The organism is Autumnicola musiva (genome assembly GCF_031846585.1).
GTDB lineage: Bacteria > Bacteroidota > Bacteroidia > Flavobacteriales > Flavobacteriaceae > Autumnicola > Autumnicola musiva.
In genome coordinates, this window is record NZ_JAVRHK010000008.1 from 174201 (window position 1) to 196070 (window position 21870).

Below are 21870 nucleotides of genomic sequence, written 5' to 3' on the forward strand. Positions count from 1 at the left end.
ATGGCCAGAATTTTAGTAGTAGACGATGATATGTCCATAGGTTATATGATAAGAGATATCCTCGAATTTAAAAACCATGATGTAACATTGTCCCAGAAACCTTTGGAAACCAAACAGAACGTAATCAATAACGATATAGAACTTGTTTTGCTGGATAAACTTATCTCAGGGGTAGATGGCACAGATGTTTGCAGTGAATTAAAAAAGGATGAGAAAGTGGCTCATATCCCTGTGGTAATGATGTCTGCTCTTCATAATGCCGATGAAATTTGTAAAAATGCAGGGGCTGTAGATTTCATTGCAAAACCTTTTGATATGGCTACTTTGCTAACCCGGATTGACGAAGTTTTAGCGGCTAACTCTAATAATGAAAAATGAATAGTCATACTTTGCTGAAAGAGTAAAACCATAAATTTTACAGGCTTCACCTTTTTTTACCTTTTGTTATCTGCACATTAAATGAAATTAGCCTTTTAAAAGTGAGGCTAAAAATTTACATTTGCTCAAAACGATAACTATGGCAGGTAATTCCTTCGGAAAAATTTTTAAACTTACCACCTTTGGAGAGTCTCACGGGCAGGCGATAGGAGGAATTATTGACGGATGCCCGGCCGGACTGGAAATAAATACTGAAAAAATACAAACTGAACTCAACCGGCGTCGCCCGGGTCAGTCTGCCATTGTAACACAGCGGAAAGAGCCCGATACAGTGGAATTTTATTCAGGAATTTTTGAAGGAAAAACTACTGGTACACCAATTGGATTTGTGATTAAAAACTCAAATCAGAAGTCCAAAGATTATTCCCATATAAAAGATACTTACCGTCCATCACACGCTGATTATACGTATGATGAGAAGTACGGCGTCAGGGATTATCGTGGTGGGGGAAGATCTTCGGCACGTGAAACAGCCTGCAGAGTTGTAGCCGGTGCATTGGCAAAACAACTTCTTTCTAATATAGAAATTAATGCTTATACCGCCTCGGTAGGACAGATAGAACTTCAGAAGAAGCTTAATGAGCTTGATTTTAACCTTACTGAAACAAACCCGGTTAGATGTCCTGATCCTGAAACTGCAGAGAGAATGGAAGCCTACATTAAGGAAATAAGGTCTGAAGGTGACACAGTAGGGGGTACCGTTCAATGTGTGATAAAAAATGTTCCTAAAGGTTTGGGAGAACCTGTTTTTGATAAGCTTCATGCAGAGTTAGGAAAAGCAATGCTTTCCATAAATGCTGTAAAGGGTTTTGAGTACGGCAGTGGTTTTGAGGGTACAAAAATGAAAGGAAGTGAACATAATGACCTTTTTAATAAAGATGGTTCTACAAAAACCAATCTTAGCGGAGGTATCCAGGGCGGAATTTCAAACGGGATGGATATCTATTTTAATGTGGCCTTCAAACCCGTTGCTACTATAATGCAAAACCAGGAAACCATTAATTCTGAAGGAAAATCAGTGGAAATGCAGGGCAAAGGAAGGCATGACCCGTGTGTGGTGCCAAGGGCAGTGCCTATTGTTGAAGCAATGGCTGCTTTGGTTATTACTGATTATCTGCTTCAGAATAAAACATCCAGAATTTAGATAATATTGATATATCAAATATGAAGAAACTTGCACTGCATTGGCAGATTTTATTAGGAATGGCTGCCGGGGTTATATTTGCGCTTATTCTCACCAATTTTAGTTGGGGATCAGATTTTATAAGCGACTGGATAAAGCCTTTTGGGAACATCTTTATAAATGCCCTTAAGCTTATTGCAGTACCACTTATTTTGGCTTCCCTTATCAAAGGAATATCAGATTTAAAAGATATTTCCAAGCTTTCTAAAATGGGAACCCGAACAATTGCAACATATATTATCACCACTATAATTGCTGTTTCCATAGGTTTGGGAATGGTGAACCTTATAAATCCGGGCGGTTCTATTTCTCAGGATACAAGGGAAGACCTGCTGGCAAGTTATGAGGGGGATGCATCCGGTGTACAGTTAAATGCTGCGAAACAACGGGAAGCCGGGCCTTTGCAGGCACTGGAAGACCTTGTTCCCGATAATATTTTTGCGGCAGCGGGTGACAATGCCAATATGCTTCAGGTAATCTTCTTTGCAATATTCTTTGGAATTGGTCTTATTCTTATTCCGGAGAAAACAGCAAAACCGGTCAAAGATTTTTTTGATGGTTTCAATGAGGTGATCCTGAAAATGATTGATTTGATTATGCTTACGGCACCTTACGGCGTATTTGCGCTGCTTGCGGCCCTGGTGGTAGAATCTCCCAGCGCCGATCTTTTTGCAGCTCTTGCAATGTATGCCCTCACCGTGTTGTTAGGCCTGGCTTTTATGATAGGAGTTTATATTTTGCTGGTATGGATTTTCACTAAAAACACTCCATCATTTTTTATCAATGGAATTGCTCCCGCCCAGCTTTTGGCATTTTCCACCAGTTCCAGTGCGGCAACTTTACCGGTAACTATGGAAAGGGTAGAGGAACATATGGGGGTTCACCGGGAAGTGACCAGTTTTGTGCTGCCCATTGGAGCCACAATTAATATGGATGGTACCAGTCTTTATCAGGCGGTTGCCGCTGTTTTTATTGCACAGGCCTTTGGAATAGACCTTTCTTTGGGTGCTCAAATCGGGATTATTGCCACGGCTACTTTAGCATCTATTGGTTCTGCAGCAGTACCTGGTGCCGGTATGGTAATGTTGGTAATTGTACTGGCACAAGCCGGAATTCCTGAAGCGGGGCTGGCCCTTATATTTGCTGTGGACCGTCCGCTGGATATGTGCCGTACCACAGTAAATGTTACAGGAGATGCGGCTGTTTCCCTTATGGTAGCAAAATCTGTAGATAAAATGGGAGAGCCAAATGTAAAAGAATGGGATGACGGCTATTATGAAGAAAAGGTTGAAAACTCTAATACTTCAGAAAACAACACATCAGATTCTAATCCAAAAATTTAGATTTCAACTCGGGAGTGGGAATCATACAACTTTCCTTTTTCCCAAACCACTCGTAGCGATTTTTAGCGACTAAATCGTAAGCAAGGTCGCGGAATCCTTCAGGTAAGGCAAGGAGGTGCTTCAGCAGGGAATATCCGCCTTTAAGATCACGTGAAATTTCCAGTGCAGCAGTAGATTTTCGGTACCAGGCTACCCCGGGATCAACAAGAACAACAGAATCTATAATTTCAGGATCCATTCCTCTTTCGGCCATAAGGTGTTTTCCAATTTCACTCTGTAGAGAAGCAAACCGGAAAATATCTTTTTTATCATGTTTAATGATAAAGGTAACTGCACCATCACAAAGATTACAAACACCATCAAAAAGCACTATTTTCTTATCCTTTGGAATATTTTTCATGTTTTTACTTTTTCATGGCCTGTACCAGTTCCAGTTGATCAATATCAACAGATGTGGTAAAAATACCATAATTTACAATAGCTTTACCTTTTTCAATTCTATCCAATGTACCAACACTTTTACTGTCCTCCAGTCTTACACGGTCCCCCAGTTTTAATGCCGCTTTAGGTTTATTGGCCTCTTTTTGTGCAGTAACTTTTTGTTTTTTCTTTTCTTCTTTCTTCTGCTTTCTGATAGGTTCAATTTCCTTTACAATTTCCTGCTGAAGTTTTTTCTCCTGAGCTTTTTTAGCCTTACGTTTTTTTGCTGATTCCCTTTTACGCTTGGAATTTTCAATTTCCACCAGCTTCAGGAATTCTCCTATTAATTCCTTCTTCTTTTTATCATTGAAATATTTCTCGCTAATATCATTTATTTTCTGTCCCAGGTATATAAGTCGCTGATTGGCGTCATACAATTCCTGATAACTCTCCAGTTTTTGCTGAACCCTGGCATTGATTTCCTCCAGCTTGTCTTTTTCCTGAGCAGCCTTTACTTCTTTTGTTTTAAGGGAATCTGTGGTTTTTTGCAGTTTTGACCGTTCCTGCTGAAGTTTTGCAATACTTTTGTCAAACCTGATCTTGCCTCTTTCCACCTTCTTTTTTGAACGGTTTATAAGGCTAAAAGGAATACCATTTTTTTGAGCAACTTCAAAAGTAAATGAACTTCCTGCCTCTCCCACCTGTAACTTGAACATAGGTTCCAGGCTGCCGGAATCAAACATCATATTAGCGTTGCTCATATTTGGCAATTCTCCTGCAAGTTTTTTCAGGTTTGCATAATGTGTGGTAAGAATTCCAAACGATTCCTTTTCATAAAAAACCTCCAGAAATGTTTCAGCCAGGGCACCGCCCAGCTCGGGATCACTACCAGTGCCAAATTCATCAATAAGAAAAAGAGTGTTTTCATCACATTTCCGAAGAAATTTTTTCATATTCTTCAAACGATAACTGTAGGTGCTCAAATGATTTTCTATGGACTGGTTATCACCAATATCCGTAAGAATTTTATCAAAGAAACACATACGGCTGTATTCATGTACCGGTACAAGAATTCCGCTTTGCAACATCAGTTGTAACAATCCAACAGTTTTAAGCGTAATACTTTTTCCACCGGCATTAGGGCCAGAAATTACAATTATCCTGTTATCCCCAGACATTTCGATGGTCTGTGGAAAAGTTTTCTTGCCGGTTTTCCTGTTTGAGAGAAGTAATAAGGGATGATATGCCTCCTTCAGCTGAATTTCTTTTTTTTCTGAAATTTTTGGTAAAACCCCGTTTACTTTATCGGCATATTTAGCTTTTGCGGAAATAAGGTCAATACCGCTCAACAGTTCCTGGTAATCAATCAGCAGTTCCCGGTATGGCCTTAGAAAATTGGTAAGTTCCTTTAGAATTCTGTTAATTTCCTCTTTCTCTTCATACTGAAGATTGTTTAGTTCCCGCGTAAATTGAAATGTAGATTCAGGTTGAATATAAACAATACTTCCAGTCTTGGAATTGCCCATAATCCCGCCTTTTATCTTTCTCCTGTACATGGCTTTTACGGCAAGTACCCGAACATTTTCCACCACGCTTTCCCTAATTTCATCAAGATAGCCATAGCCGGCGTAAGTGGTTAAAGCTGAACTGAAACTGGAGTTAATTTTTCCTTTTACAGAATTCATTGATCGCCTGATGTTCTGAAGAAGGGGAGAGGCATTATCTTTTAATTCCCCATATCTATCAATAACCTGTCTAATTTTTTCAATAATTTCGGTAGTATATTCTACTTCTGAAGTGGTTGCGTAAAGAGAAGGATATATTTCCCTGAATTTTCTAAAGTATCGTAACAGAGTATTTACGGTATCTGAAATAGAAGCTATTTTTCCGAAGCCTCCAACTTCAAGTACTGTATTTTCAATTTTTAGCAGTTTAATTTCATTTTGAATATTATCAAAACCATGATTAGGAATTGGGCTTTCCTGGGTTTTTGACTTTACATATTCATTTGTTTGATTAAGGCCAAAATAAGTTTTTTTATAAGTTGAAAACGGTAATATTTCCAGAGCCTTTTCCTTTCCCATTCCGGTTACACATAGCTCGCTAATTTGCTCACGCACTACCGGAAACTCTAAATCAATAAGGCCCTTAGTTGCAATTTTTATCATAGTAATTTTTCCCTACTTTTGAGGTATTGCAAATTTACTCAATTATAATGAAGGTAGAAATACATCCCAGTTGGAAAAAAGAATTAAAAGAAGAGTTCGAAAAACCTTATTTTCAAAAACTTGTGGCTTTTGTTAAAGATGAATACACCAATAATAAATGTTTTCCTTCCGGTAAAAATATTTTTGCTGCTTTTGAATACTCCACTTTCCAAAATACCAAAGTGGTCATTCTGGGGCAGGATCCTTATCACGGGGTGAACCAGGCGCACGGACTTGCATTTTCTGTAAAAGAGAACGTGCAGGTACCGCCTTCCCTCTTAAATATTTTCAGAGAAATTGAAACCGATCTGGGAAAAGCGGTTCCCGATAATGGTAATCTGGAAAGATGGGCAAAACAGGGCGTGCTTTTGCTAAATGCCACCTTAACGGTAAGGGCACATCAGGCGGGATCCCATCAAAATAAAGGCTGGGAACAATTTACTGACAGAGTGATAGAAATAATTTCCGCAGATAAAGAAAATGTGGTTTTTCTTTTATGGGGAGGCTATGCCAAGAGAAAAGCTAAAAAAATCGATGCTGATAAACACTTTATTCTTACCAGTGGCCATCCTTCACCTTTAAGCGCTAATCGTGGTTACTGGTTTGGTAATAGGCATTTTAGCAAAACTAATGAGTACCTGGAGAGCAAAGGTAAGGAGCCAATAGATTGGTAGGGTTTCCTCTTCCATGAGACTGCTATTTATTTGATGCTCTTTCGTCAGTTGATAAAATTGCGTACTCAAAATTATCTGACCAGCCATCTTTTAGAGGTAACACTTTTCTTTTTCGTCCTTCTCGTAACATTCCTGCTTTTTCTAAAGTTCGGATGCTTCCAATATTGTCAACTGCACAACCGGCTTCAATTCGGTGCAAATTCAGCTCCTTAAAGCCGAATTCCAGAACTTTGTTTAAGGATTTTGTTGCATAGCCATTATTCCAAAAATCAGAATGAATTTTATACCAAACTTCAGCAGTCTTAAACTTTGGTTTTCCTAAATTCAATGATATTAAGCCAACAAATAGATTACTTTCCCTTAATTCTACTTTGAATGTGAAATTTGTCTGTTGCCCGTTACGATTATTTCTTATCCACTGTTTAAGGACTTTTTCCGTTTGATCCTGGTTTTCAGGAATACCTAAAGTATTGTACTTGTCAGTTTCGGGAAGTGAATGTAATTCATGAACATTTTCTAGATCTGATAAAGAAACAGGTATCAAATTTAATCTTTCAGTTCGTAGACATCTTATCTTCATTGATTTTGCTACATTTTATACAAGAGATGTCTAAAGAATAAATTAAAACCTAAATCCAAGATTCACATTGAAATGTCCTACAATAGTTGGAGAATCTTCATTGAAAAGGTTCCTCCCAATCCCGGTACTTAAATCCAGGAAGAATCCACCGGAAGAAACAAATTTTCCACCAAGACCAAAGCCTATGGCAAAGTCTGTATAATTATTTTCGTCATTGTCTAAAATATAACCTTCCTCATCGTAATAGTAGTCGTATTCATCATACTCGCCGTTTGAGATCATACCAAAACCACTAATATAGAATCCGCGCGCGTAATTTGAACTAAAAAAGTGTTTATATCTACCTGTAGCAGAAAAATCTTTATAGAAAGGTTCGCCATCATCCCCGTTATCCCGGTTTAGTGCGAGAAGAAATAATTCTGTAGACCAGCTGGAATTTTCATTGATGACTCGCTCGTAAGCTAAATCCAGCGCTCCAAATACCACTATGTTGAAGGCATTAATACTCAATTCATTTTGACCGGTATCCCGTTTTTCCAAGATTGAACCGGTGTCTTCATTTTCCTGTGCAGCAACAGAAAAGTTTAGGCATAGGAATGCCAGGAATGCGTAAAATTTCTTCATGATTTGTGATTGATGAATTTCAGCCTACAAACTATAAAGAATTTCTGAATCGGGGACTTTTTTTGTAATAAGATTTAACTGAAGTAATTTCTTCTGAACTTCATCTAATTCATTTGCGTTAAGCTGGCTGCTGCTCCACGAAGTAATTTTAAGCCAGTTCCTGATATCTTCCAGCTTCTGGCCATACCTCTCCGCAAGAATCTTATCTATTTCAGGAATATTTTTAAAGGAACGTGTTTTATGGTTTAATATTTCCAGCATTTTTTGGACACGATCTGAGTTATATTTTAATACTTCATCTCTAACCGCAATAACAAAACATGGCCAGGGGGTAGGGCAATCAGAAATAAGTCTGAAGGTATGGTTATCTACAAGAGGTTTGGTAGTAAAGTGTTCCCACATAAAATACTGCGCCTTGTCATTTTTCAAGGCATTAATTGCCCCGTCCACATCGGTAACAATTTTAAACTTTAAATCTTTGATATTCCAGCCGTTATTTTGCGCATTTACATAGGCCATAAGGTGAGAGCCTGAGCCTTCCCTGCTTATCGCTGCAGTAGTATTTTTAAGGTCGGCCAGATTTTTATATTCCGAATCTGCCGCAACATGAATTCCCCAAACCAGTGGGGAGCCTATATAGGTTTGAACAATTTTGGCCTGATTTCCATTAATGATATCTCTGGTGATACCTTCGGTTAAAATTACGGCAGCATCTATTTCACCTGAACGTAACGCCCGGTTCATGGCGCCTGTTCCATCGGGAAAGTCTTTCCAGATAACATTAATTTCTTCCTGATTAAACTCGTTATTTTCAATACATAGATGCCACGGAAGATTAAAATGTTCAGGCACTCCGCCAATTCTTATAGATTTCATGAAGTATGTTTTTCTTTCAAATATTTATAAATTTCGTATTGAGAGCGTATGGCTTTTTCACCATTTTCGCGCTGCACGTATTTATTATCTTCTGAAGCATCCTGAATCCTCGCCTTTACATTGTCCTGCAACTGAATATTGAGCAGTTCCTTGAATTCCTGAGCAATATCCTTATCAAGAACAGGAGAAATAACTTCAATTCTGCGGTCAAGATTTCGACTCATCCAGTCTGCACTTCCATAAAATATTTTTTCGTCTCCGTCATTTTCAAAGATATAAATACGCCCATGTTCCAGAAAGCTGTCCACCACGCTGGTAATATATATATTTTCACTCATGCCTTTTATTCCCGGGATAAGGCAGGTAAAACCACGAACCAGCAGTCGGATTTTTACTCCGGCTTCGCTGGCTTTATATAGTAATTCTATTATTTCCAGGTCTTCAAGGCTATTCATTTTGGCCGTAATTCCCGCCGTTTTTCCAGCCCTGGCATTTTCAATCTCATTATATATAAGTTTACTGAATTCCTGGCGGGTGGAAAAAGGAGAAATTAACAGGTTCTTTTCCCTGGGAATAATGAGTTCTCCTTCAAGAACTTTAAATAGACGTAGTAATTCCTTGGCAATTTTTTGATTTGCGGTAAATATGGCATGGTCACAATAAATTTCTGATGTTTCACTATTAAAATTTCCGGTGCCGATATAGGAATAATTTATGCTGTTACCATTCTCAATTCTTTTAATCAGCATAATTTTGGAATGTACCTTTACCTTTGGATAACTGTAAATTACATTAGCTCCCTTTTCTTCAAATTTTCTACCCCATATAATGTTGTTCTCCTCGTCAAAACGTGCTTTGGCTTCTACAAAAACAGTAACATTTTTCTTGTTTTCCAGGGCCTTTAACAGAGAGGAGGTAAGCCTGGATTTATCAGCCACGCGATAAAGTGAAATTTTAATGTCGGTTACATTTTCATCATTTACGGCTTGTTCCAGGAAATTCTCTACATAGTCAAAGGACATATAGGGAAAATGCAAAGCACGGTCTTTTTCTGAAATAGTTTTAAAATAATCTTTACTGTATTCCAGATTCTTATGCGGAATGGGAGGAAATTTTTGAAAATGCAGCTCTTTATTTTCCGTAGGATCGGGAAAAGCAAAAAAATCTTTAAAATTATGATATTTGCCACCAGGCATCATGTCTATCTTACCGAGCTGAAGCAGGTCCCTTATTTTTTTCTTAGCCTTTTCGGGCATATCGGCATCATAGAGGAGCCGGGTTGGTTGGCCTTTTGTCCTTTGCTGGAGAGAGTCATAAATTTTTTCAGCAAGCTCTCCTTCATAGATATCATGAATATAAAGTTCAGCATCCCGGGAAAGTTTAATTTCAAAAATTCCTGTAATTTTTTCCTCCGGAAAAAGATCCTGTAGTTTATATCTTACTATTTCATCTAAAAAGGTAATAAAATGCTGCTGTCCCTGATTTTTAAGAGTTACAAAGCGCCCACAATCATTCACCGGAATATTTACAACTCCCAGCTTATTATCATTTTGAAAAGTGACAAAAAAATAAAGAACGGCATTTTCCAGGAACAATTCATTTTCTTTTTCAAGATCCAGTAATTTTGGCTGCAAATGGTTTAATACCTTTTTCTGAAAATATGCTGCTACAAAGTGGCGTTGTGAGTCATCAAATTCTTCTGAATCTATAAGATGAATTTTATGAGCTGCAAGTTCAGGAATAATTTGTTTTTTATAAATTTCACCAAATTTCTCCTGCTGAAATTTTACTTCTTCAATAATTTTTTTGGTGATTTTACTGGGGCGCAGGGCGAGTTTTTTTCGAATACTCTTTTTAACCCTTTTCATTTGCCGTAACTGTGAAACCCTCACCCTAAAATATTCATCTAAATTAGAGGAGTAAATTGCCAAAAATTTAATCCGCTCATAAAGCGGATTCATTTTGTCTTCGGCCTCTTGCAAAACCCTTTCATTAAAACTTAACCAGTTAAGGTCGCGATGTCTGAAGCGGTTCTCGTCAGGTTGCGGCATAAAAAAATGTTTAACTCCAAAAATACAAAGAAGGGGAAGCTATAGAGACTAATATTGTGTTAAATAAGATACTACTGCGCGAGCTTCTCTAAGCAATATTTGATAAGATTGTCCACTACCAGTTTTGGATCTTTGCTAAACTTCCCACTGGCCCTGTTGGCAATTATGGCATTCATGGAAACCGCGCGGTGCCTGAGCAATTTCGAAAGTCCATAAATGCCGGAAGTTTCCATTTCTAAATTGGTAATACGCTGACCGTTCCAGGAGAAATTTTCGAGTTTTCGGTTAAGACTGGGATCCTGTAAAGGCAGGCGTAAAATTCTGCCCTGTGGACCGTAAAAGCCAACATTTGTTCCTGTAATTCCTTTAAAAATATCTTCAGAAGATAATTTTTGAGCAAGGGTATTATCACAGTCCACAGCGTATGGCTCAGATTTTTTAGAAGACCACTGCAAATGCTCCATCAAAACTTTTGTGAATTTTATGTCCTGAATTTTTTCGCTGTCATAAAAATGAAGCAAAGAGTCAAAACCAATTGCTTTTTCACTTAACAGAAAGGCATCTACAGGAATATCCTTTTGAATGGAACCCGTAGTACCAATACGAATAATATCAAGGCTTGTAAGTTCTTTTTTTAGGGTTCTGCTTTTAAAATCGATATTTACCAGCGCATCCAGCTCATTTAAAACAATATCGATGTTGTCTGTTCCAATTCCTGTGGAAACCACACTTATTCTTTTTCCTTTATAGAAACCAGTTTGGGTGTGAAATTCTCTTTTTCGCGCTTTAAAATCAACAGAATCAAAATATGCGGTTACTTTATCAACCCGGTCCGGGTCACCAACCAGTATTACGGTATTGGCTATATTTTGTGGTAAAAGATTTAAATGGTATATACTCCCGTCATTATTCAGGATGAATTCTGATGCTGCCAAGCTCATATTAAAGTTTTAATAATCGGTGTGATTCGGGGTCGTAAAGAAAATCATACATTTTGGCTCCTCCAAAACATTCTTCATTTTTAAGTTCCCTGTAAAAGTTCATAGTTTCATTTATTGCCTGTTCTCCTTTTTCAGACAGAACAACCTTACCTTTATCGATATAGTAAAAATCTTCCAGCTTTAACAGTAACCGTTTCATCTGGCTGTCGCTATAGCCGTAGTATCCCTGGTATTCCAGGGCATACCCCAATAGCTGATTTTCAGAAGAAATCATATTCCGCTGAATAATTTTAAGCACATTGCGTTCCAGGGAATTTATTCCGCTTTTACTATTTGGAAATCGCTCGATATGGGCCCTGATGCAACTGGAAAGATATTCAAAATTTGAAGTTCTCTTAATTTGCGATTTAAGCTGCATAGGATTATTACTGCAGTATAGTTCCCATATATATTTGGCAATTTCCAGATCGTCTGAAGTCAGGTCAATTCTGTTTTTATAATGAGTTAAAAGCTGCTTTCCGCTAAGATTGGAAAGCCCTCGCTGCCCATTGTCGCCTTTTAATTGTTTACTGCATATAAAAGACATAGGTACTTCTTTTTTGTTCATAAGAAAGAAGCTGATTACAGCTATCATATTTATATGGCAAAAAAGGTCAAATTCAAACCATAGTACTACGGTATCGTATTCTTCGATTTCTTTTAAACGGCGTAGCTGAGACATGAATTTTTCTTCATAATCTTCATTAGAAATTTGATAGTATGAATAGAGAAAATTCTTCCGAAGTTTTACAAAACTCCCGCTTCCCACGTCCTGTACAGCAGGTCCCTCACAGAGCAACTCTCTCCAGATCACTACTTCACCGGAAAGCTTAAGCTCCTGCATTTTTTCAGCAAGGCCGTCACCATTAACTATATGAATTGTTTTACTGCTCATAATTGAAGATAAAACGTGCGGGGGAATTTAGCCACCAACACGTTTAACATTATAGCCGTCTTTTTCAAGCAGCTGCATTATTTTATCGCGATCGTCACCCTGGATAATAATTTCGCCGTCTTTGGCAGAACCGCCAACGCCACACTTCTTTTTTAGCTTTTTGCCCAGGGCTATTAAATCTTCTTCGGGTCCTACAAAACCTTTTATGATAGTAACGGTTTTACCACCCCGCCCTTTACTGCTAAAATGCGCTTCCAGCTCCTGCTCTTCAGGCTCTGGAAATTCCTGTTGATCCTCACTAGAGTGTTGATCTTCATCAAAATCATTATTGGTTGAAAAAACTAATCCTCCAAGATCTTCTAATCCAGGTTTCTTCTTTGCCATAATTTACTTTTTTAACAATCCAATCTCCACAAGCCGCTGATGTAAAAATTCTCCCGCGGTAATATCTTCATATTGTTTTGGATGATTCTCATCTATACATTCTTCCAGTCCGTTCAAAGGCATTTCACTTCTGGGATGCATAAAGAACGGAATAGAATATCTTGGTTTGCCCCATTCTTCCTTAGGCGGATTAATTACCCGGTGTACAGTAGAGCGTAATTTATTATTAGTTAATCTTTCCAACATATCGCCAACATTAATAACAAGCTCGTCTTCCTGGGGAACTGCGTCGATCCATTCGCCATCCTTTCTAAGTACCTGTAGGCCTCCGGTAGAAGCCCCCATTAACAAAGTGATAAGGTTAATATCTCCATGTGCCCCCGCTCGTACAGCACCTTTGGGCTCTTCAGTAATGGGTGGATAATGGATTGGCCTTAAAATACTGTTCCCGTTACTGGCCCAATGATCAAAATACTGCTCCTTCAGCCCAATATGTAATGCAAGCGCCCTGAGTACATAAATACCGGTTTTTTCAAGCATTCTGTAGGCTTCCATTCCCACGTGGTTGAAATCTTTTAATTCGTCCACCTGCACATTTTCAGGATATTTTTCAGTAAGATTGGCATCTGCTGCAGGTTCCTGCCCAAAATGCCAGAATTCCTTTAAATCACCTTCCTTTTTTCCTTTTGCATGTTCTTTTCCGAAGGAAATATATCCCCTTTGACCGGCAAGACCTTCAATTTCATATTTCCGCTTTGTTTCCAGAGGAAGATTAAAAAAAGATTTCACTTCTTTATAAAGTTCTCCTACAAGTTCATCACTTAAAAAGTGATTCCTCAAGGCAACGAAACCTATTTCTTCATAAGCCTTTCCAATTTCATCAACAAATTTCTGTTTTCTATTAGGGTCTTCAGAAAGAAAATCGGCCAGGTCTACACTGGGAATATTATTCATAGCCATATTCGTGTGGTTTTATTTAAGAGTCGACAAACAAAGTTAAATAAATAAAGCGAGATGCCGTAAGATTTTAATTTTAGAGGCATATTTAAGTACATTTGATAAACTTCGCTTTTATGTCTCTTCGAAAACCACCTTCATATTCCTTTAATTACCAACCCCGGGATTTAGATAATAGTGAACTTCTTGATTTGTACCGGTCTATGCTGAAGCCGCGGTTAATAGAAGAAAAAATGCTGATCCTGTTAAGACAGGGAAAAATATCCAAATGGTTTAGCGGAATAGGGCAGGAGGCAATTTCGGTAGGGGTTACCAAAGCCTTAACTCCGGATGAGTATATTCTTCCCATGCACCGGAACCTGGGGGTATTTACCAGCAGGAATATTCCTTTACATAGGTTATTTTCACAATGGCAGGGCAAGGGAGGAGGTTTTACAAAAGGCCGGGACCGCAGTTTTCATTTTGGAACCCAGGAATATAAAATTATCGGGATGATTTCTCACCTGGGGCCGCAAATGGGTGTGGCAGATGGTATTGCCCTTGCCCATAAAATAAGAAATGAAAATAAAGTTACTGCGGTTTTTACCGGAGAGGGAGGTACTAGTGAGGGAGATTTTCATGAGGCTTTAAATATTGCCGCCGTTTGGGACCTTCCTGTACTCTTTTGCATAGAAAATAATGGTTACGGGCTTTCCACTCCTGTAAATGAACAATATCGCTGTACCCATCTGGCCGATCGGGGGGCTGGATATGGAATGGAAGCTCACATTATTGAAGGCAATAATATTCTGGAAGTTTACCAGAAAACCTGTAAAATAGCAGAAAGTATGCGGCAGAATCCACGGCCTGTACTCCTTGAATTTAAAACTTTTAGAATACGCGGGCATGAAGAGGCCAGCGGTACAAAGTATGTTCCAGAAGAAATAATGAATTCCTGGTTTAAAAAGGATCCTATAGAAAACTACAGGGATTATCTTTTTGAGGAAGGTATTCTTACAGCACAACTGCAGGAGCGGTATGAGCAGGAGACAAAAGCCGAAATTGAAGAAAATCTTGCTAAAGCAAATGCTGAAGAACCTGCTGGTTTTTATGAAACAAAAGAATTAAATGACGTTTTTCAGGATGCTACAAATCAGAACTTTAACAGTTCAACGATTAAAGAAAAATTGCGCTTTGTAGATGCTGTCTCACAGGCACTCCGGCAATCTTTTCAGAAACATAAAAATCTGATTTTAATGGGGCAGGATGTGGCGGAATATGGAGGTGTGTTTAAAATTACTGAAGGTTTTGCAGATGAATTTGGAAAAGAGCGAATTAGAAATACTCCTATTTGTGAATCGGCTGTAGTAGGTGCTGCCATGGGTCTTTCCATTAACGGGATGAAGGCAATAGTGGAGATGCAGTTTGCAGATTTTGTGAGCTCAGGCTTTAATCCTATTGTTAATTATCTTGCAAAAGTTAACTACCGTTGGAGCCAGAATGCCGATGTGGTAATACGTATGCCCTGTGGAGCAGGAGTTGGTGCAGGCCCTTTTCACAGCCAAACCAATGAAGCCTGGTTCATTAAAACCCCCGGACTAAAGGTAATTTACCCTGCCTTTCCATATGATGCCAAAGGTTTACTCAATGCGGCTGTAAACGACCCCAATCCAGTTCTCTTTTTTGAGCATAAAGCCTTATACAGGAGTATAAGGCAGGATATTCCTACTGACTATTATACAGTAGAAATTGGAAAAGCTTCCATTATACGAGAAGGTGAAAATATTACAGTTATCACTTATGGTGCCGGAGTACATTGGGCTCTGGAGGCAATTGAAGAATTGGAGTTGGAAGAAATAGAGGTGATAGACCTGCGGAGCCTTCAGCCGTTAGATACAGAAACTATTTTTAAATCTGTACGGAAAACGGGAAAGATACTTGTGCTAACTGAGGACTCTCTTTTTGGAAGTATTGCTTCCGAAATAGCAGCACAAATTTCAGAAAGATGCTTTGAATATCTTGATGCTCCCGTTTTTAGAGTGGGAAGCTTGGAGACACCTATACCTTTTGCCCCTGCTTTGGAGGAGGGGTATTTACCGAAAAAGCTATTAAAAGAAAAGCTACTCCAATTAACAGAATACTAATAATTTAACAACTTAAGCTTAATTTTATTAAGATTTATTAACACTTTCCCTGTTAAAGTATTAATAATCTTTTGTACACCGTAACGTGGCACTGTACTTTAGTTTTAGCTAATCAATAAATCATTAATTATGATACGACTAATAATTATTTTCTTAATTATCGCTATTGTCGCTGCAATCTTCGGATTTGGTGGGATAGCTGAAGGTGCTGCCGATATTGCTCAAATTATCTTCTGGATATTTGTTGTATTACTGGTTATATCACTTTTAAGCCGACTGTTTAGAAAATAAGGAAAAGTAAAATTTAAGTTAATCCAATGTATTTTTTCGGCAATTGCCGGCATGTGCATTGGGTTTTCATTTTCAACCTAATATATAAAAGATGAAAAAAATTCTCACCGTATTAATTATTTCGGTACTTATTATTTCCTGCGGCCCCAGTAAGGTAGCTAAAGAAGCCCGTAAAACATTCGATGGCGGGTGGACGTTAACCAGCGTTACATACCCCCAGAATACAGGTACATTTAATGTTACCCTCTTAAACGATGCTTCAGCTTCCTGTTTTGAAAACAGTACATGGGATTTTGTTTCGAATAATAATCAAGGCACATACACATTGCAGGGTGCAAACTGTAATACCGGAACCCGGTTTTTCAATTGGTCTGTAGATGAAGAAAATACTCCGCAGGGTATGTATGATTTTCTCCTGAAGCCTACAGATGAAGATGCTAATTCCACCATGGGTGGCCAGGGTTTTCGAATGAATCTGAGAAGCCTTAGCCAGGACAGTATGGTTTGGGAGCAAACAGTAATGCTGGAAGGGGAAGCTTTTGTTATACGTATGAATTTTAGTAAAAATTAAAAATAACGGTTATGAAAAAATCAATTAATAAAGTATTTGCAATCCTTTTTGCAGTGAGTCTTCTTGTTGCATGTGATGCAACAAAAAATGCAAATAATAAGCAAAAAGGTGCTGTGATTGGCGCTACAAGTGGTGCTGTAATTGGCGGTGTAATTGGTAACAACACCGGTGATGGTAATACAGCACTTGGAGCTATTATTGGAGGTGTTGTAGGTGGAGCAGCCGGTGGCTATATTGGAAACCGGATGGATAAACAGGCCAAGCAGATTGAAGAAGAAATTCCCGGGGCAGAAGTTGAAAGAGTTGGAGAAGGTATAAATGTTACTTTTGATGAAAATAGCGGAGTATATTTTGATACCGATAAGTCTGATATCAATGCCAAATCTGAGCAAACCCTTAACAAACTTTCTTCTATCTTAAAGGAATATCCTGATACTAATGTTCTTGTGGAAGGACATACTGATAATACGGGTTCTGAAAGTTATAATCTTACCCTGTCAAAAAACAGGGCGCAGGCAGTAACGAATTATTTGGTGAGCAATGGCAATCTTTCGCAGGGTCGTTTTACTACAAAATGGTATGGTGAGGCTCAGGCAAAATATGATAATACTACAGCTGAAGGAAGGGCTAAAAACCGGCGTGTGGAACTGGCAATTGTTGCCAACGAAGAAATGAAAGAAGAAGCAAAAGAAGCCACTTCCGAAAATTAAAGAAGAAATAATAAACATTTATTAAATCCCGGTTAAGCACCGGGATTTTTTTATTCTTTTAAGTATCTTCATTTAATGAGAAATGCAGATGTAGCTATAATTGGAGGGGGATTGGCTGGTTTAACAGCTGCAATTCATTTGGCTTACAGTGGTTTAAGTGTGATTCTCATAGAGAAGAAAGAGTTTCCTTTTCATAAGGTATGTGGGGAATATCTATCAAGAGAAATCCTGCCATATCTTAATGCTTTAGATTTAGATATTTTCTCTCTTAAACCAAAGCAAATACAGCGGTTAAAATTTAGTACTTCCAATGGTAATACTGTTTCCTCAAAATTGAAAATGGGAGGTTTTGGAGTAAGCAGGTACACCCTTGATAACTACCTGTATGAAAAAGCTGTTGAAAGAGGGACGAAAGTCATTCAGGATACAGTGACAGGTGTGGAATATTATAATGACAATTTTATAGTAGAATGTTCAGAAGGAGTTGAAGTAAAAGCCCGGTTTGTTTTGGGAGCCTACGGAAAAAGATCTTTAATGGATAAAAAGTTAACGCGAAGTTTTATTCAGAAAAAATCCGGATGGCTGGCTGTAAAAGCACATTATCGCTGTTCTGAATTTGATGATAGCCTGGTTTCGCTGAACAACTTTAAAGGAGGATACTGTGGTTTATCCAGGGTGGAAAACGGCAATGTGAATGTATGTTATCTGGCAACCTACGATAGTTTTAAAAAATATAAGAATCCTGATGGATATAAAGAGAATGTACTTTATACCAATCCTGTTTTGAAATCTTTTTTTGAAAATGCACAACCTGTATTTGAGAAAGAATTGACCATAGCACAGGTTTCATTTGAAAAGAAGTCGCAGGTTGAAAATCATATATTAATGTTGGGAGATGCGGCGGGATTAATTCACCCGCTTTGCGGAAACGGCATGGCCATGGCTATACACAGCGCAAAAATTGCTTCAGAGGTTATTTTAGATTACTACAAAATGGAAAAGAGGAGCAGGAAATATATTGAAGCTAGTTATAAGATGAAGTGGGATAAGTTATTTAAAAACAGAATAATAACTGGCAATTTGCTTCAGAAAATATTATTAAATCCCATGCTTGCAGAAGCGTCTCAAAATATGATTAGAAAAATGCCGTTTTTACTTCCCGAAATCATTAAAAGAACCCACGGAAAGCCTGTTGCAGCATGAATAAAATTGATACCTCCAGAAGGACAGATATGGCCGAGATCATGGACGATTTTGAATTGAGCGGCAGGGAACTTAAGAAAACCCTGCACGACCTTGATAATATTAATAAGTGGCTTGGCGGTAATGAAATTACTTTGAACGGGGTTGAAAGGCTGCTTAAAAGTATTCCGAAGGAACAAAAAATAAAAATCGCCGATGTTGGTTGCGGAAATGGGGCAATTTTAAGAAAAATAGCGAAGTGGGGAAGAAAAAGAGGACAAGAATTAGAATTAGTTGGCATAGATGCCAATCCTCATGCCATTGAAATAGCAAAAGAATTAAGCAGTTCCTATCCGGAATTGCAATTTTCAGCAATTAATATTTTTAGTGAAGAATTTACGAATCAGCGGTATGATATTATTCTATGTACGCTAACCCTTCATCATTTTAAAGACCGGCAAATCGTAGATTTGCTGAATAATTTTTACAGGCAGGTGAGAGTTGGGATTGTAATAAATGACCTTCACAGGAGCAAAGTGGCATACAGATTATTTCAGGCCTTTTGCATGGTTTTTATCAGTAACGAAATTGCCCGAAAAGATGGTCTAATTTCTATTTTACGCGGATTTAAGAAAGAAGAAATAGCATTGTTGGCAGCGAAATTACCCACGCAAAAACAGCAGGTGAAATGGAAATGGGCTTTCCGCTACCAATGGATTATAGAAAAAGAATAGGAGATATTTATGAGCGTTAGAGTTGTAAGAGCAGTAAAAGAACTTCCGCAATATTCCAGGGAGACGGCAGATGTAATCCCGCTTGTAGAGGGCTGGCTGGAAGGGCAAGAGGATAGGTTCCGCAGAAAAATTGTAAAAATATTTGAGGGCGCAGGTGTTGATAAACGATACTCCATCATGTCTCCTGAAGAAGTGTTTACTTCTACTTCTTTTGAGGATAAAAATGATATTTATGTGCGGGAAGTAAAAAAACTGGGGAAAAATGTGCTGCAGAAAGCATTGGATGCTGCTCAGTGGCAGCCGGAATCACTTGATTATATCATCACCGTAAGTTGCACAGGGATAATGATCCCTTCGCTGGATGCATATCTCATAAATGAGCTTCAGCTAAAACAGGACATCACCAGGCTTCCGGTAACTGAAATGGGTTGTGCAGCCGGAATTTCCGGGATGATCTATGCGAATAACTTTTTAAAGGCTAATCCCGGTAAAAAGGCAGCTGTTATTGCTGTTGAAAGTCCTACGGCTACTTTTCAGCTTGAAGATTTCAGCATGGCAAATATGGTGAGTGCTGCTATTTTTGGGGATGGAGCGGCCTGTGTTTTACTATCTTCTGAAGAAGAAGCTTCCGGACCTAAGATTCTTGCCGAAGAAATGTACCATTTTTATGATGCCACTCATTTAATGGGCTTTGGACTTACCAATGCTGGATTACAAATGATTCTTGATCCTGCAGTTCCTGAAACTATATCTAGTAAATTTGAAGATATTATTTTTCCATTTTTAGAAAGGAATAATAGCAGCATAGAAAAAGTTAACCATCTTATTTTTCATCCAGGCGGAAGAAAAATTGTGCAAACAGTGTCTGATCTTTTTGGTAACTTAGGAAAGGATATTAACGATACCCGGGAAGTGCTGCGATTGTATGGCAATATGAGCAGTGCAACAGTGCTATATGTTTTGCAGCGCTTTTTGGAAAAAGATATTCCTGAAGGGGACCAGGGAATAATGCTGAGTTTTGGCCCCGGATTTTCAGCACAAAGAATTTTATTACAATGGTAGAAGAATTTAAAGACAAAAATTACTGGGCACTTATACTCGGTGGCAGTAGCGGGCTTGGCTATGCCAGTGCCTGTAAGCTTGCCAAACATGGCATGAATATTATTATCGTGCACCGGGACCGCAGGTCTGAAATTCCAAATATTGAAGAATCTTTTGATGAGATAAGGGAAACCGGTGTAGCATTTGAAAGTTTTAATGTAGATGCCATCCAGAAGGAAAAAAGGGCAAATCTTATAAGCCAGATTAAGGAAATTCTTGGAAAGGAAGGGAGAATAAGAACCTTATTGCATAGTATAGCCAAGGGAAATTTGAAACCCATGATTGGAAAAGAAGAGCAGCTTGAAAATATCGATTTTCAGCTTACCATAGATGCGATGGCACTAAGCCTGTATGACTGGACACAGGATATTTTCAAAGGCGGGCTTTTTGCCAAAGACGCACGTATAATATCTTTTACCAGTGAAGGCAACAAGAAAGCCTGGAAAAATTATGCGGCAGTTTCAGCAGCTAAAGTGGCCCTGGAAGCCCTAACCAGAAATATAGCCCTGGAATTTGCTCCGCATGGCATCCGGGCAAATTGTATACAGGCAGGAATTACTGTTACCCGCTCATTTCAAATGATACCCGATAATGAAACACTTCATACACATGCTCTTAAGCATAATCCTTTTAAGAGACTTACTGTTCCAAAAGACGTGGCTAATGCTGTTTACCTGCTAAGTAAAGATGAAGCAGGTTGGATTACCGGCACTATAATTCCGGTAAATGGAGGTGAACACCTGATGTAAAATGTTCTAATAAATTGCTGTGGACATAAAAACTATACTTTCCAAATTACCATATTCTGAACCATTTCTGTTTGTAGATGAAATTACCTCCATAGATGAAAAATCTGCTTCAGGAACTTATATTTTTCCACCTGATTCATTTTTTTATAAAGGCCATTTTAAAGATAATCCGGTTACTCCTGGTGTAATTTTGATTGAATGTATGGCTCAGATAGGTCTTGTTTGTATGGGTATTTTTTTATTGGATCAGGGCAAGTCTACTGAAGAAAAAGTTCAAATAGCAATGAGCTCTTCAGAAGTTGAATTTTTGAAACCCGTTTTCCCGGGAGAGCAGGTGAGGGTAAGATCAGAGAAAATATACTTCAGATTTAATAAATTAAAATGTGACGTTGAAATGTTTGACACCGAAGATAATTTGGTTTGCAAAGGAGTATTGGCGGGAATGATGAAATAAGTGGAAAGTGAAGAGAAGTTAGAAGGTAGAAATGAAAAAATGTGCAGTGAACAGTGAAGAATGGAAACCGGTCAACATTAGACATGCATCTACATTTGTTAATGTTAAGTTGTGGGTGTTTATAAATGATTGAGATAGGTTGACAATAAGCGTAAGCATGAAATTTAAAGCTAGAAAGGATATTTTAATTCAAACATTTATATTCGGGATAACCATATTATTTCTGGGATTCATGCTATATAGATTTATTTTTGGAGGATTTATAAATTACACATTTATTCTGTTTGAGGTCTCAGGGTTAGTTCAAACTATGCACTTTAGTGCATTTCGCTTTAGCTTCTAA

The 21870-nt window shown here is 38.2% G+C and carries 23 protein-coding genes; 13 read left to right on the forward strand and 10 right to left on the reverse strand.

Annotation, left to right across the window (positions count from 1 at the left end; all coding sequences use genetic code 11):
* From RM539_RS12340 to RM539_RS12350, 3 genes are all read left to right on the forward strand, one after another.
* Positions 1–378 carry a response regulator gene (locus RM539_RS12340; protein ID WP_311503707.1) on the forward strand — a complete coding sequence of 126 codons (378 nt, stop codon included), beginning with the start codon at positions 1–3 and terminating at the stop codon, positions 376–378.
* A 139-nt stretch (positions 379–517) separates the two neighbouring features.
* A complete protein-coding gene (aroC, locus tag RM539_RS12345) occupies positions 518–1582 on the forward strand; it encodes a chorismate synthase (protein ID WP_311503708.1) in 1065 nt (354 codons plus the stop codon).
* A 20-nt stretch (positions 1583–1602) separates the two neighbouring features.
* A complete protein-coding gene (locus RM539_RS12350) occupies positions 1603–2964 on the forward strand; it encodes a dicarboxylate/amino acid:cation symporter (RefSeq protein WP_311503709.1) in 1362 nt (453 codons plus the stop codon).
* Here the strand turns inward: RM539_RS12350 and RM539_RS12355 are convergent.
* Positions 2948–3364: a thiol-disulfide oxidoreductase DCC family protein gene (locus RM539_RS12355; protein ID WP_311503710.1), complete on the reverse strand. Its 417-nt coding sequence runs from the start codon at positions 3362–3364 to the stop codon at positions 2948–2950. The two genes, RM539_RS12350 and RM539_RS12355, sit on opposite strands and share 17 nt — an antisense overlap.
* Before the next feature lie 4 nt (positions 3365–3368).
* Entirely contained in the window at positions 3369–5552 is a 2184-nt protein-coding gene (locus tag RM539_RS12360; protein ID WP_311503711.1) for an endonuclease MutS2, read from the reverse strand.
* 47 nt (positions 5553–5599) lie between these two features.
* Here RM539_RS12360 and RM539_RS12365 point away from each other — a divergent pair, with 47 nt between their 5' ends.
* Entirely contained in the window at positions 5600–6265 is a 666-nt protein-coding gene (locus RM539_RS12365) for a uracil-DNA glycosylase (protein ID WP_311503712.1), read from the forward strand.
* Positions 6266–6287: 22 nt separating this feature from the next.
* Here RM539_RS12365 and RM539_RS12370 read toward each other — a convergent pair whose 3' ends face one another.
* The 8 genes from RM539_RS12370 to RM539_RS12405 all read right to left on the reverse strand — a co-directional run bounded on the left by RM539_RS12370 (position 6288) and on the right by RM539_RS12405 (position 13609).
* On the reverse strand, positions 6288–6845 hold the full coding sequence (locus RM539_RS12370) for a GNAT family N-acetyltransferase (RefSeq protein WP_311503713.1): 558 nt from the start codon (positions 6843–6845) through the stop codon (positions 6288–6290).
* 42 nt (positions 6846–6887) lie between these two features.
* Positions 6888–7469 carry a hypothetical protein gene (locus RM539_RS12375; RefSeq protein WP_311503714.1) on the reverse strand — a complete coding sequence of 194 codons (582 nt, stop codon included), beginning with the start codon at positions 7467–7469 and terminating at the stop codon, positions 6888–6890.
* Positions 7470–7493: 24 nt separating this feature from the next.
* Positions 7494–8345: a substrate-binding domain-containing protein gene (locus RM539_RS12380; RefSeq protein WP_311503715.1), complete on the reverse strand. Its 852-nt coding sequence runs from the start codon at positions 8343–8345 to the stop codon at positions 7494–7496.
* Entirely contained in the window at positions 8342–10396 is a 2055-nt protein-coding gene (ppk1, locus tag RM539_RS12385; protein WP_311503716.1) for a polyphosphate kinase 1, read from the reverse strand. The genes RM539_RS12380 and ppk1 overlap by 4 nt, the downstream gene beginning before the upstream one ends.
* Positions 10397–10467: 71 nt before the next feature.
* Positions 10468–11337: a nucleoside phosphorylase gene (locus RM539_RS12390; protein ID WP_311503717.1), complete on the reverse strand. Its 870-nt coding sequence runs from the start codon at positions 11335–11337 to the stop codon at positions 10468–10470.
* A 1-nt stretch (position 11338) separates the two neighbouring features.
* Positions 11339–12271: a DUF1835 domain-containing protein gene (locus tag RM539_RS12395; protein WP_311503718.1), complete on the reverse strand. Its 933-nt coding sequence runs from the start codon at positions 12269–12271 to the stop codon at positions 11339–11341.
* 27 nt (positions 12272–12298) lie between these two features.
* The gene (locus RM539_RS12400; RefSeq protein ID WP_311503719.1) at positions 12299–12655 is read right to left on the reverse strand and encodes a translation initiation factor; all 357 of its coding nucleotides are present in this window, start codon (positions 12653–12655) and stop codon (positions 12299–12301) included.
* A 3-nt stretch (positions 12656–12658) separates the two neighbouring features.
* Entirely contained in the window at positions 12659–13609 is a 951-nt protein-coding gene (locus RM539_RS12405) for an isopenicillin N synthase family dioxygenase (RefSeq protein WP_311503731.1), read from the reverse strand.
* Positions 13610–13728: 119 nt separating this feature from the next.
* Here RM539_RS12405 and RM539_RS12410 point away from each other — a divergent pair, with 119 nt between their 5' ends.
* The 9 genes from RM539_RS12410 (at position 13729) to RM539_RS12450 (ending at position 21527) form a co-directional block, all read left to right on the forward strand.
* Entirely contained in the window at positions 13729–15735 is a 2007-nt protein-coding gene (locus RM539_RS12410) for an alpha-ketoacid dehydrogenase subunit alpha/beta (RefSeq protein WP_432264629.1), read from the forward strand.
* A 129-nt stretch (positions 15736–15864) separates the two neighbouring features.
* Positions 15865–16026 (forward strand): DUF1328 domain-containing protein, encoded by a 162-nt coding sequence (locus RM539_RS12415; protein ID WP_311503720.1) that lies wholly within the window; start codon positions 15865–15867, stop codon positions 16024–16026.
* Positions 16027–16117: 91 nt separating this feature from the next.
* The gene (locus RM539_RS12420; RefSeq protein ID WP_311503721.1) at positions 16118–16597 is read left to right on the forward strand and encodes a lipocalin family protein; all 480 of its coding nucleotides are present in this window, start codon (positions 16118–16120) and stop codon (positions 16595–16597) included.
* Positions 16598–16608: 11 nt separating this feature from the next.
* Complete coding sequence (locus tag RM539_RS12425; protein WP_311503722.1) at positions 16609–17307, forward strand: YiaD family glycine zipper/OmpA-like lipoprotein; 699 nt, start codon at positions 16609–16611, stop codon at positions 17305–17307.
* 75 nt (positions 17308–17382) lie between these two features.
* On the forward strand, positions 17383–18510 hold the full coding sequence (locus RM539_RS12430) for an NAD(P)/FAD-dependent oxidoreductase (RefSeq protein WP_311503723.1): 1128 nt from the start codon (positions 17383–17385) through the stop codon (positions 18508–18510).
* Entirely contained in the window at positions 18507–19223 is a 717-nt protein-coding gene (locus RM539_RS12435) for a methyltransferase domain-containing protein (RefSeq protein ID WP_311503724.1), read from the forward strand. The genes RM539_RS12430 and RM539_RS12435 overlap by 4 nt, the downstream gene beginning before the upstream one ends.
* Before the next feature lie 9 nt (positions 19224–19232).
* The gene (locus RM539_RS12440; RefSeq protein WP_311503725.1) at positions 19233–20285 is read left to right on the forward strand and encodes a type III polyketide synthase; all 1053 of its coding nucleotides are present in this window, start codon (positions 19233–19235) and stop codon (positions 20283–20285) included.
* Complete coding sequence (locus tag RM539_RS12445; protein WP_311503726.1) at positions 20279–21073, forward strand: enoyl-ACP reductase FabI; 795 nt, start codon at positions 20279–20281, stop codon at positions 21071–21073. Before RM539_RS12440 ends, RM539_RS12445 begins: the two co-directional genes overlap by 7 nt.
* 19 nt (positions 21074–21092) lie before the next feature.
* Positions 21093–21527, forward strand: coding sequence for a 3-hydroxyacyl-ACP dehydratase FabZ family protein (locus RM539_RS12450; RefSeq protein WP_311503727.1), 435 nt, complete (start codon positions 21093–21095; stop codon positions 21525–21527).
* Positions 21528–21870: the final 343 nt, after the last annotated feature.